At 71.1% G+C, this 11,282-nt stretch carries 11 protein-coding genes; all 11 read right to left on the bottom strand.

Features of this window, described 5'->3' with window-relative positions; translation table 11 throughout:
- Nucleotides 1-6: 6 nt before the first annotated feature.
- Nucleotides 7-588 (bottom strand): MaoC family dehydratase, encoded by a 582-nt coding sequence (locus tag VGW35_00990; protein ID HEV8306213.1) that lies wholly within the window; start codon nucleotides 586-588, stop codon nucleotides 7-9.
- Nucleotides 585-1,166 (bottom strand): hypothetical protein, encoded by a 582-nt coding sequence (locus VGW35_00985; protein ID HEV8306212.1) that lies wholly within the window; start codon nucleotides 1,164-1,166, stop codon nucleotides 585-587. The genes VGW35_00990 and VGW35_00985 overlap by 4 nt, the downstream gene beginning before the upstream one ends.
- 121 nt (nucleotides 1,167-1,287) lie before the next feature.
- Nucleotides 1,288-2,364: an alpha/beta fold hydrolase gene (locus VGW35_00980; GenBank protein HEV8306211.1), complete on the bottom strand. Its 1,077-nt coding sequence runs from the start codon at nucleotides 2,362-2,364 to the stop codon at nucleotides 1,288-1,290.
- Between the two features lie 40 nt (nucleotides 2,365-2,404).
- A complete protein-coding gene (locus VGW35_00975) occupies nucleotides 2,405-3,712 on the bottom strand; it encodes a CoA transferase (GenBank protein HEV8306210.1) in 1,308 nt (435 codons plus the stop codon).
- The gene (locus VGW35_00970) at nucleotides 3,709-5,043 is read right to left on the bottom strand and encodes a CoA transferase (GenBank protein ID HEV8306209.1); all 1,335 of its coding nucleotides are present in this window, start codon (nucleotides 5,041-5,043) and stop codon (nucleotides 3,709-3,711) included. Before VGW35_00970 ends, VGW35_00975 begins: the two co-directional genes overlap by 4 nt.
- 18 nt (nucleotides 5,044-5,061) lie before the next feature.
- Nucleotides 5,062-5,382, bottom strand: coding sequence for an SCP2 sterol-binding domain-containing protein (locus VGW35_00965; protein HEV8306208.1), 321 nt, complete (start codon nucleotides 5,380-5,382; stop codon nucleotides 5,062-5,064).
- A gap of 28 nt (nucleotides 5,383-5,410) precedes the next feature.
- A complete protein-coding gene (gene fabG, locus VGW35_00960) occupies nucleotides 5,411-6,160 on the bottom strand; it encodes a 3-oxoacyl-ACP reductase FabG (GenBank protein HEV8306207.1) in 750 nt (249 codons plus the stop codon).
- A gap of 119 nt (nucleotides 6,161-6,279) precedes the next feature.
- On the bottom strand, nucleotides 6,280-8,610 hold the full coding sequence (locus tag VGW35_00955; protein ID HEV8306206.1) for a penicillin acylase family protein: 2,331 nt from the start codon (nucleotides 8,608-8,610) through the stop codon (nucleotides 6,280-6,282).
- Nucleotides 8,610-9,392, bottom strand: coding sequence for an enoyl-CoA hydratase-related protein (locus tag VGW35_00950; GenBank protein HEV8306205.1), 783 nt, complete (start codon nucleotides 9,390-9,392; stop codon nucleotides 8,610-8,612). Before VGW35_00950 ends, VGW35_00955 begins: the two co-directional genes overlap by 1 nt.
- Nucleotides 9,374-10,630, bottom strand: coding sequence for a CoA transferase (locus VGW35_00945; protein ID HEV8306204.1), 1,257 nt, complete (start codon nucleotides 10,628-10,630; stop codon nucleotides 9,374-9,376). The genes VGW35_00950 and VGW35_00945 overlap by 19 nt, the downstream gene beginning before the upstream one ends.
- Nucleotides 10,631-11,102: 472 nt before the next feature.
- Nucleotides 11,103-11,282: ABC transporter substrate binding protein (locus VGW35_00940; protein ID HEV8306203.1), on the bottom strand; the 180-nt coding region annotated here is incomplete at its 5' end.

Here is an 11,282-nt window from a genome sequence, read left to right as displayed (position 1 = left end):
CGGGTCTCAGCTGCGGGCAGCCGGGCGGGCCTCCCAGAGCTTGAGGAGCTCGGCGGCGAAGGTCAGCCCGCTGGTCGCCCAGAACGACATGGCCTGCATCGCCAGCGTGGCCGGCGCGTAGGCCATCGCCCAGGCGCCGGGCCGATGCTCGGGCGCCTCGTACTCGATGTGCTGGCGGGAAGGCATGATCCAGGCCTCGCCCTCCAGCACGGGCTCGCCCCGTTGATTGAGGCAGACGGTCCTGAGGCTCAGCCGGTTCCGCTCGCGCACGACGTCGGTGACCTCCACCCGCGCGGTGATGGTGTCGCCGATGTACACCGGGCGAAGGAAGCGGAAGGCCTGGGAGAGGTAGATCGTCCCCGGGCCGGGGAGGCGGGTCCCGATCACCGCCGAGATGAGGCCTCCGGTCAGGATGCCGGGGGCGATGATCTGCCCGAACCGCGTGGTGGCGGCGAAGGCGGCGTCCGAGTGGATCGGGTTATCGTCGCCGGTCGTCTCGACGAACTCGCGAATCGTCTCCGCCGTGATCTGCTTCGTGATCTCGGCGGTGTCACCGACCACCAGCTCCTCGATGGTCCGACCGGTCATGCCCCCTCCTTGGGTTGGGCGGCCCGCTGCCGGGCCGCCTCTTCGTGGTCCACGACGGCCCGCAGGGTCTGCCGGAGGAGCGCGGTCAGCTCCTCCAGCCGGTCCTCGACCTTCTCGATCCGCTCCTCGAGCGCCACGAGCTGCGAGGCGACGCCGACGACCTGGCCGCGCGAAGGCAGGCCGAGCGTCTTGAGCGCCGTGTCGTTGTACTGCTCGAGGCCCTTCTTGAACGGCGCCTGGATCGAGAGCCACTGATCGAGGTATCGGCCGAGCGCCTGAGCGAAGCCCTCCGTCCCCATGGCTCGCCCCAGCGCGTTCGACCAGGCCTCGATCCACTGATCCATGAAGCTCTTCCACTGCTGCATGAACTCGGGGCTGAGCTGGCCCTGGGCCGCCGCCTTCTGCCAGCTCTCCATCCCCTGGTCGAAGACGGGCCGCCAGAGCTGGGTGAAATCGAACGCGGGGGCGGAGGCCGGCACGCTCATCTGGCCCATCGCTCGCACCCAGGCCTGGGTGCCCTCCTCGAGCGACCGGCGCCACAGATCGAACATCTCCTGGGCGGGGTTGACCGTGCTCATATGCCTGCCTCCATTATCCCATGCAACGCGCGTGCCCTCCCAGGACGAGCCCGGTGAAGCCCTCGGCCCCCCGTCCCCGCCGCCCGGGAGCTGGCGTCACGATGGCGAAACCGGCCCGCCCTCAGGTCGAGCGGGCCGCCAGCCACTCGGCCAGCCGAGGCCAGCAATGTTTCGATGCGGCGCGACCGGCGATGAGTGAAATGTGGCCGCCCGGGAGCTCCAGGTAGGTCTTGTCCTGGCTCCCCACGTAATCCAGGAGGGCCTTCACGCAGGGAGCGGGGGCGATGTTGTCCTCGGCGCCCGCCACGACGAAGAGCGGGCAGCGGACCTGACCGAGATCCACCAGCCGGCCGTCGAGCCGCAGCTCCTTCCGGATGAGCTTGTTCCCCTGGTAGAAGTCCTTGACCCACTGGCGGAAGAACTCGCCGGGGAACGGCACGTAGTCGTTCGCCCACTTGGAGAGCGCCTGGTAGCCCTCGACGTAGCTGGCCTTGTCGAGATTCCACCAGAGGTTCAGCGCCGTCGAGACGTCCATGGTGGGCTTGAGAAGCTTGAAGCCGACCCGGACCCAGTCGGCCGGGATGGCGCCGATCGTGTCTACGACCCGGTCCACGTCGTAGAAGCGCTTGTCGAGCCACTGGGCGAACATCCCGGCCTTGGAGAAGTCGATGGGGCCGGCCATGTTGACGTAGGCGCGCACCGGAACCTCGGGATGAAGCGCCACGAAGGAGACCGAGAGCGGCGCCCCCATGCAATAGCCGATCACGGTGAGCTCCGGCGCCCCCGAGGCCTCGAGCACCTTGCGGGCCACCCGGGGCAGAAGCCGCGTCACGCACTCGTCGAAGGTCAGGCCATTGTCCTCCTCGCCGTAGACGCCCCAGTCCAGGAGGAAGAAGTCGAAGCCCTGCCCGCACATGTACTCGACGAACGACGCGCCGGGTCGCAGGTCGAAGATCGACGGCCGGCTGATCCCGAGATTCGGGACGAAGAGCACGGGAATGCGGCGCGTCCGCGGTCCCTCGTAGCGGTAGAGCCGCGCCTTGTTACGCCGGTAGACGAGCGTCTTCGGGCTCAGGCCGATCTGGGGGTCCGCCGGGGTGGCGAGCAGCTCCATGGCTTTGGTGGTGCGCTGAAGGGTCCGCACCCATTCCTCGGACAAGGCTTTCAGCGGGTCTCCGGGCTGTGTCGGGTCGGCCATCCTTCGTCTCCCTCCCTCGGCGGATCGATTAGCGGATCGATTAGATGATACCGCGGCTGCGGAGCTCGGCGAGCCGCTCCGGGCCGAAGCCGAAGTACTTGGCGTAGACGTGTCCGTTGTGGTACCCCGCCGGGCGTCCGGGGAGCTTGAGCCGGGGGGGCGTGCGAGTCATGCGCCAGGCCGGCATGGCCAGGAGGAGCGCGCCGTAGACGGGATCCTCGAGGCGGCCGAAACAGCCCCGGGCCCACCAGTGCTCCTCGGCGAGCGTCTGGGTCGGCCGGTTCACCGGGCCGAAGACGACCACCCCCGGGCCCGGATCGGCCAGCACCCTGGCCAGGATCTCGCTGGCCGTGTAGTTCACCGACCAGCGGACGATCTCTTCGCGGAGCGCCGCGCGATTCTCCGGCCTGGTCCGGTCGAGCGTCGTGCGAAAGCGGGGGTCCTGGGTGAGCTCGGGCCGTCCCATGACGCGGCAGACGGCCCCGAAGTTCGGGTCCGTGTACCCCGCGATGAAGGCCCACCCGTCCTTCACGGGGACGAACGTGTAGACGGACACGGCCACGTCGAAGATCCCGGTGCGCTGCCGGACCTGCTGCCCGGCGTGATAGAGGAGGAGCGTGTACTCGAGGTAGCGCATCAGGGCTTCGGCCCCGGAGACGTCGATCATCTGCCCCCGGCCCCCGCTGCCCGGGAGATCCCGCCAGTGGACGGCGCCGAGCGTCGCGACCCCGGCCCAGGCCGCCTGGGCGTACGCGCTGATCCAGCTCCCCACGCGGGTCGGTCGCGCCTCCGCACGATCGTCGCCGGGCTCTCCGGTGAGGAAGGCGAGACCCGAGCGGGCCTGGTCGAGCAAGTCGTACTCGACGCCGCCATCGGCGGCCCGCGGCCCGAACTGGCCGTGGGCCGACAGCGCGACGTAGACGAGCCGCGGGTTGAGGGCTCCGAGCTGCCGGTAGCCGATTTCCCAGGCATCCATCTGACCTGGCGGAAATCCCTCGATGAGGACGTCGGCCCGGGCGGCCAGTCCGCGGAGCAGCGCGCGTCCCTCGGCCTCGGCGAGGTTCAGCGTGACGTAGGCCCGGTTGCGGCCCTCGGCCAGGAAGGCCAGGCCTTCCCCCGCGACCGTGACGTCGGGCGGTCCCCACGCGCGGGCCGGGTCGCCCTCGGGAGGCTCGAGCTTGATCACCTCGGCTCCCAGCTCGCCGAGGAAGCCGGCCAGGACGTGGCCGCCGTAGTGGGCCACCGAGCAGTCCAGCACGAGGAGATCGTCGAGAGCCTCGGGCTTCTCGGAGGCCCGCCCCGGCGCCTCCGCCTCGCGGATCCACTCGCTCCAGGGGAGGCCGCTCATGACCCGCCGCCCTCATCCGTCCACCCATCCGGCGGCTTCGCGCCTCGCCGGTCCGCCCAGCGGCCGACGACGCCGCGGCGCTCGAGCTCGGCGATCTCGGTGTCGCTGAGGCCGAGCAGACCCTTCAGGACGTGGCGATTGTGCCAGCCGACCGGCTTTCCTGCCCACTTGTGGCGGGCGGGCGTCGCCGAGAGCTTGGGGGCCGGCCCGTAGTCCACCACGCGTCCGTAGACCGGGTCGTCCAGCTCCGCGACAGTCCCGCGCGCGCGGAAGTGCGCGTCGTGGTACTGCTCGCCGCCGTGCATGACGGGGGCCGCGGCGAAGCCGTGCCGGCGGGCGACCGACTCGACCTCCGCCCGCGTCCGCTCACCACACCAGGCCTCGATGAGCCGGTCCAGCTCGTCGGCGTGCGCCGGCTCGCGCCGCGCCGCCGCCGTCCGGAATCGTGGCTCCTCGGCGAGCTCCGGCCGCGCGAGCGCGGCCGCCAGGCCACGGAACTCGGCGTCGGTGCCGGCCACGACGGCGACGTAGCCGTCACGGCAGCGGAAGATGCCGGAGGGGACGAAGAGGGGGTCACGGTTCCCCGTCTTCGCGCGGTCGCGCCCGGTGAGCCCCGCGTAGAGCCACGTCCAGTCCAGCGCTCGCACCAGCCCCTCGCACTGGGCCATCTCGACGAACTGTCCCTCGCCCGTCCGGTCCCGCCAGCGGAGCGCGGCCAGGGCGCCCATCGCCGACAGGCAGGCGCCGAACCAATCGCCCAGGTAGTTCCCGACCTTGGTGGGTAGCCCGCCCTCGAACCCCGAGATGGCCGTGAGCCCGGATACCGCCTGGGCCAGGCCGTCGTAGGAGGCGCGCCCCTCGGCCAGCGGGCCCCACTGCCCGAACCCGGTGTTCGCCACGTAGATGAGACGCGGGTTCACCTCGCGGAGCTGCCGGTAGCCGAGCCCCCACTTCGACTCGGTCGTGCCCGGCTTGAAGTTCTCGATCAGGATGTCCGACCGGGCGGCGAGCTTCCGGATGAGGGCCTGGCCGTCGGGGTGGTGCATGTCCACCCCCACGTGGTACTTGCCGTGGTTCTGCGGGAAGAAGGCGACCGAGACATTCTTCCAGAAGAAGCCGGCCGGCCCCAGGATCCGGGTCACGTCGCCGACCCCCGGCATCTCGACCTTGATCACCTCGGCGCCCAGCTCCCCCAGGAAGTCGGCGGTGGCCGGGCCGAAGATGATCACCGAGATGTCGAGCACCCGGATCCCGCGCAAGGCCTCCGGCTTCGTGTGAAGGAGGGCGGGATCGAAGAGCCGCGCGGTCCAGTCGAAGTAGGACTCCGCCATGCGGCGCCGGCGAGCCCTTCAGATGCCGAACATCCCCGCCAGCTTCATGGCGAGGCCCATGTCTCCTTTCAGCTTCAGCTTCCCGGACATGAAGGCCATCTGGCCGTTCAGCTTCCCGGCGGTCATGTCGAGCCAGTCCGGGGCGGCCATCGTGAGCGTCAGGGTCGGAGTCGGGGCGGGGCCCGGCTGGACGCTACACTTCCCGTCGGCGATGTCGACGTGGTAGGTGCCGCCGCCTTCCCCCGTGATGTCGTACTGGATCACCGCCTTGACTCCCTGGGCCCGGTCCGGCTTGAAGCGGCTCGGCATCGCGTCGAAGGTCTCGTTCACCGTCGGCATGTTCGCTCCCTCCGATAGATGGGCAGCCTCAGAACGTGAAGAGGTCCATCCCGCCGGTCACGGTCAGGACGGCGCCGGTGATGTAGCGGGCTCGCTCCGAGGAGAGAAAGGTGACCGCATGAGCGATGTCATCCGGGTCGCCCTCCCGTTGCAAGGCCACCCGCTTGACCATCCGGTCGTACATCGGGGAAAGCTTCGTGTGCTCGCCGATGATGCCAGGGGCGATGACGTTGGCCGTGATCCCGTAGCGGGCGCCTTCGAGGGCGACCGACCGGGCAAAGCCGATGACGCCCATCTTGGTCGTCGCGTACGCCGTCTGCCCGAAGCCACCGAGCAGGCCGGCGATCGACGCCATGCAGATCACCCGCCCCCAGCGGCGCTCCCGCATCCCGGGCAGGACGGCCTTGGTGACGTTGTAGGTGCCGGTCAGGTTGACGTTCAGATTCAGGTCCCAGTCCTCGTCCTTCATGTCCTTGAGCTGGGCGAGGGTCCAGATGATCGCGGCGTTGTTGACGACGATGTCGACGGGACCGAGCTCCCGTTCGATCCGTCCCACGGCGGCCTTCACGGCCGGGCGGTCCGTGATGTCGCATTCGATGGAGACCGCCTGCCCGCCCTTGCCGCGGATCTCGGCGGCCGTCTCCTCGGCACCTTCGCGGTTGAGGTCGACGACGGCCAGCCGGCATCCTTCCTCGGCGAGGCGAAGACAATCCGCCCGCCCCAGGTTCCGCGCGCCGCCCGTCACCAGCGCTACTTTCCCGGCGATCCCCAGATCCATCGGCGCCTCCCCGATCCGAGTCCGCGCTGCCACGAGAACACCGTCGCGATCGGCTGGGCAAACCGTAGCAGAAGGCGGCACGACACGCAACCGACACTCATGTCAGATCGGCGGTTCCGTCACGCCGGGTCGAGGACCTGGTGGGTCTCGGCTTCGGCCCCGATGCGCTTCCAGTCGTACCGCATCGGCACGAGCTTCACCTCGCCCCAGACGGCCGCCTGGTCGGCGAAGTGGGGGCTCCCCGGATGGCCCGAGGCACCGAGCGGAATCACCCAGGCGCTCCGGTCCCAGTCGCCGAGGTCGAAGACGTAACGGGCGACGGCGGTCGCACTGACCTCGTACCCGGCGGCCGCGATGAACGACGCCGCCTGAACCGTGTCGCCGTCTCCCCCAATGGGCACCGCGGGCGGGTTGAGCCACCCGGCCAGCTCAGGAGCGGCGCCGGCCAGCGGGTGCTGTGGCCGCGTCGCGTGGAGGCGTCCCCAGCGCCACGCCTCGACGTCGGGACCCAGCCGCTCACGAAGCTCGCGCACGGCGCCGGTCAGCGCCCGAGCCAGGACGGTCGGCCAGTCCGCGCCGGGCGGGAGGAGGCTCCGGTCGTCGCGCTCGATCCATTCGGTGAGCTGGGCCCGGAGGCGGCCCATGTGCGCCACGGCGCCCCGAGGCTCACCGGCGAAGGCCTCGGCCGCGAGGGCGCCCAGGACGGGGGTGAGGAGGTCTCGCACGAGCCGCTCGCGGAAGACGGCGTAGATCGTGGCGGCGACGCTCTCCCGCTCCATCGTTCCGTCCCAGGCGAGGAGCCGCTCCAGCGCGTCTCCCGAGGCGGCATCGGCGGGTGGGACCTTGCGCAGGATCTCGACGAACGCGCGGGCCGGGATCGAGACCCGGTCGGCGTGGATCGCCGCCATGTCAGCGACCGTCGCGCGGGACAGCCCGCGGAGTCGCTCGACGAGACGGCGCGTCCGGAAGTCGGACGCGAAGTCGAGCCCGATGTAGTGCTGGTACTCGGGGCCGGCCACGCGGCTGTTGGCCGTGGCCACGAAGCCCGTCTCCGGGTTGCGCAAGGCCGGCATCTCGTCGAACGGAATCGAGCCCTGCCACTCGTGGTGGCCGTCCCAGCCGGGGACCGGCAGCCAGGCGTTGGCCATCGCCCGGATCGGGACCTCGCCGCGTGTCCGGTAGCCGATCGCGCCGTGAACGTCGGCGAAGACGAGGTTGTTCACGGGGTCGACCCATGGCCGCATGGCGGCCTCCAGCTCCACCCCCGAGGTCGCCCGCAGCATCGGAAGGAAGGCCTCGACAGTCCGGTTCGGGCCCGCGGTGGCCGTATAGCGGACGGCGATCGCGTAGCCGCTCGCCGGATCCCCGAGCACGACCGGTCCATGGTGCGTGACGGTGATCTGGACCTCGACCGGATCGGCGCCCCGGATGCGGATGGTCTCCCGCTCGGTCTCGGCCTGCCGCCACCCGTCGCCGAACGCGTAGCGGCGGGGGTCCTCCCGATCGAAGCGCTCGACGTAGAGATCCTGATAGTCCGCGCCCGTGTGCGTCACGCACCAGGCGACCGCGGCGGTGTGCCCGAAGTGCGGGAAGCCGGGCACGCCGGGGAACGACAGCCCGATGGCGTCGAACTCGGGACAGGCCACGTGGTTCTGGTAGTAGACGTTGGGGACGTCGAGGGCCCGGTGCGGATCCCCGGCGACGAGCGGTTTGCCGGACGCGGTGAGGCGCCCCGCCACCGCCCAGTTGTTGCTGCCGCCGTCCCAGTCGGCGAGATGGGCGAGCACCGACTCGCCCTGAGTGAGCTCCGCGAGGCCGTCCGCCGCCGGCCCGCGGTACTCCACCCCCGGCGGGACGATCAGCATCGGGTTCGGCTGGGTGCCCGGGCAGAGCCGGGCCGCCCGGGCGGCGCCCAGATGGCGGACGAGTCGCCCGCGCCAGGCCTTGAGCTGCCAGACGCCCATGAGCACGTGGCGGACCTTGAAGACGGCGAGGCAGTCCCACGGCGCCCACGGCTCCGGGCGGGCTCCGAGCAGACCGAACTCGATCGGGAGCGTCGCGGTCGTCCGGAGGAAACCGTTGACGCCCGCCGCGTAGGCGTCGAGCATCGCCCGTGCCTCCGCATTCACCGCCGCGTAGTCCGCGCGCGCGCTGGCTCCGAGGCGGAAGCGCCGCAGGAGGGTGTCCTGGGCCAGCGCCCCGGGGCCTGCGTACTCGGCCCAGCGGCCGTACGCCCGGCGGCGGTCGTACTCCATGTGCCAGAGCCGGTCCTGGGCGTGGACGAAGCCCTGGGCGAGAAAGGCGTCGTGGAACGACGCGGCCCGGACGTGCGGGATCCCCTGCGGGTCTCGCCATACCTCCGCCCGGGCCGAGAGGGCGGGGAGACGCACCGCCCCCGCGAGCGCCGGCACCGCGGCTGTCAGGTCAGCGCGGCCGAGCGCCCCTCTCATCAGCGTCCCTTGAACTCAGCCGCGCGCTTCTGGAAGAAGGCCTGGATTCCCTCGGCCGCGTCCTCGGTCCCGAGGACTTCGAGGAAGGCGCGGAGCTCCGTCTCGATGCCCTCGTCGATCGGACCGTTGAGACCGCGGTCCACGCACTGGATGATGAGCCGGGTGGCCACCGGCGCGCGCCCGGCGAGGCTGCGGGCGAGGGCCTTGGCCTCCTGGAGCGTCTCCCCCTCCTTGGCCAGGCGGTTCACGAGCCCGAGGGCGAGGGCCTCGGACGCCGGGATCTGGGTCCCCAGGATCAGGTACTCGAGCGCCTTCGTCCGGCCGATGAGGCGGGGCAGGCGCTGCGTTCCCCCGTAGCCGGGGATGATGCCGAGGTTCGACTCGGTCTGGCCGATCCGGGCGGTCTCCTTCATGATGCGGAGGTGGCAGGCCATCGCGATCTCGCACCCCCCGCCGGTCGCGTGGCCCTGGATGGCCGCGATGACCGGCTTCGGGAACGTCTCGATCCGGCGCAGGAGCGCGTTGCCCCGCTGGAGGAACGCCTCGAGGTCCGGACCGGGGCCTCCGCTGAAGGCGCTGGTCAGATCGGCGCCGCCGCAGAAGATCCGCTCACCCGCCCCCGTGATGATCACCGCCCGGACCCCGTCGTCGCCCTCCAGCGTGCCGATGGCCGCCTCGAGGTCGACCACGAGCTGAGCCGAGATGGCGTTGGCCGGGGGGCGATTCAGGGTGATGACCGCGAAGCCCGCCTCCCGCTCGAGGATCAGGGTCTCGTATGCCATGGGTGGCTCTCCTCTGGTTGGTCGCCCGGGTGATCGCCGATCACCCCGGCCGTGCGCAGCTCGGCGATGTCGGCCGCTCCGAGTCCCAAGACGTCCCGGAGCACCTGGTCGGTGTGCTCCCCCAACCGGGGCGGCGGGCCCTGGATGCGCGCGGGGGTCGCGCCGAACTTGACCGGGATACCCGGCAGCCGGATCCGACCCGCGGTCGGGTGCTCCAGGGGGGCGGCCATCTCCCGGTGCTGCACCTGCGGGTCGGCGAAGACCTGGCCGATGTCGTTGATCGGGCCCGCCGGGAGGCCGGCGGCGGCGAAGGCCCCGACCCACGCGTCCCGCGAGCGCGCGGCGAGCCGGCTCTCGATGAGGCCCACCAGCTCGGCCCGGCACTCGACCCGCTTGGCGTTCGTGTCGTAGCGGGGATCGTCGGCCCACTCCGGCGCGCCGAGCACCTCGCAGAAGGCTTTCCAGAGCCGCTCGTTGCCCGCCCCGACCATGAGGTACCCATCCCGCGCCCGGAAAGCCTGGTACGGGACGAGAGAGGGATGGGCGCTGCCCCACCGGCCTTGCACCTCCCCGCCCACCAGGTAGGCGGTGGCGGCGTTGATGAGCGCCGCGATGCCGCATTCCATCAGCGAGAGCTCGAGGCGCTGTCCTTCGCCCGTCCGGGCCCGATGGTGGACCGCTGCCAGGATCGCCCCGTGGGCGTACAGCGCCGTGATGACGTCGATCAGCGCGACGCCGACCTTGACCGGCGGGCCGTCGGGCTCGCCGGTGATGGACATGAGCCCGGTGAAGCCCTGCATGATCGCGTCATAGCCGGCCCGCTCGCGATAGGGCCCGGTGGCGCCGAACCCCGAGATCGAGCAGTAGATGAGCCGCGGGTTCTCGGCGCGCAGGGTCTCGGCGCCCAGCCCGAGGCGCTCCATCGTCCCGGGCGTGAAGTTCTCGACCAGGACGTCGCCCCGGCGGCAGAGCTCCACCACCAACGCCCGGCCCCGCGGGTGCTTGAGGTCGATGGCGATGCTCTTCTTGCCGCGGTTGACGGCGTAGAAGTACGACGCGTCGCCGTTCGGGGCGCGGGGCGGGGCCCAGTGCCGGCTGTCGTCGCCCAGCCGCGGTTCCTCGACCTTGATGACCTCGGCGCCGTAGTCGCTGAAGATCTGGGTGGCGAGGGGCCCCGCCACGATGCGCGAGAGATCGATGATCCGGAGGTCGTCGAGGAGCGCGGTCACGCCCGCCACTATACCGCCAGCGCGCTCCGGCCTCAACGCGGCCCCCGGGGACGCCCGCTGGGGTCGCGCGGCGGGATGGTCTATCGTCGCCTAGAGGTTCGCTGGCGGACCCCGAGCGCGGGCCGCCGAAAAGGGCGTTCAAAACCCCTAGGCTCAGACCACGCCGCGCTCGAGCGAGCGCGCGGGGGTTCCGCGCCCGGTCTAGGGAAGGCTTCCGGGTGCTCGATCACTAGATCGCGCGTCTTCTCAACGTCACCGGCGCTGTTCGTATAACGCCCGCGGTCAGCGGCCGAGGGGCGAGCATCGCGAGCCCCCGGTCCGCTGCAGCGCGCGGTTCGATGCCCCATCGTGCGGACACCGAACCGGTGCCACGTCACGCGCTCCAGGACGGTTACCTCAGCTTCGTGACCGACCGATGTCTGTCGCACGCGGGCGGGACGCTCCCCGGGACCGTCTGGCCCGGGAGCGCGCCCAGGCTCGGTCATTCTATGACCCGGTCAGCCCGCAACAGCAGAGACGACGGGATCGTGAGGCCCAGGGTCTTGGCCGTCTTGCCGTTGATCACGAGCTCGAATCTCGTGGGCTGCTCCATGGGCAGATCGCCCGGATTGGTCCCCTTCAGGATGCGGTCGATGTACCGGCCGGCCCGGCGGAACATGTC

The organism is Candidatus Methylomirabilota bacterium, assembly GCA_036005065.1.
Classification (GTDB): domain Bacteria; phylum Methylomirabilota; class Methylomirabilia; order Rokubacteriales; family DASRDR01; genus DASYQW01.
Note: the sequence above shows the minus strand (reverse complement) of the source record. Positions and strands in the feature narration are given on the sequence as shown.

Excerpts from the sequence above, each read along its gene's own strand:
- VGW35_00990 (HEV8306213.1), bottom strand. The coding sequence starts at position 588 with ATGACCGGTCGGACCATCGAGGAGCTGGTGGTCGGTGACACCGCCGAG.
- VGW35_00985 (HEV8306212.1), bottom strand. The coding sequence starts at position 1,166 with ATGAGCACGGTCAACCCCGCCCAGGAGATGTTCGATCTGTGGCGCCGG.
- VGW35_00980 (HEV8306211.1), bottom strand. The coding sequence starts at position 2,364 with ATGGCCGACCCGACACAGCCCGGAGACCCGCTGAAAGCCTTGTCCGAG.
- VGW35_00975 (HEV8306210.1), bottom strand. The coding sequence starts at position 3,712 with ATGAGCGGCCTCCCCTGGAGCGAGTGGATCCGCGAGGCGGAGGCGCCG.
- VGW35_00970 (HEV8306209.1), bottom strand. The coding sequence starts at position 5,043 with ATGGCGGAGTCCTACTTCGACTGGACCGCGCGGCTCTTCGATCCCGCC.
- VGW35_00965 (HEV8306208.1), bottom strand. The coding sequence starts at position 5,382 with ATGCCGACGGTGAACGAGACCTTCGACGCGATGCCGAGCCGCTTCAAG.
- fabG (HEV8306207.1), bottom strand. The coding sequence starts at position 6,160 with ATGGATCTGGGGATCGCCGGGAAAGTAGCGCTGGTGACGGGCGGCGCG.
- VGW35_00955 (HEV8306206.1), bottom strand. The coding sequence starts at position 8,610 with ATGAGAGGGGCGCTCGGCCGCGCTGACCTGACAGCCGCGGTGCCGGCG.
- VGW35_00950 (HEV8306205.1), bottom strand. The coding sequence starts at position 9,392 with ATGGCATACGAGACCCTGATCCTCGAGCGGGAGGCGGGCTTCGCGGTC.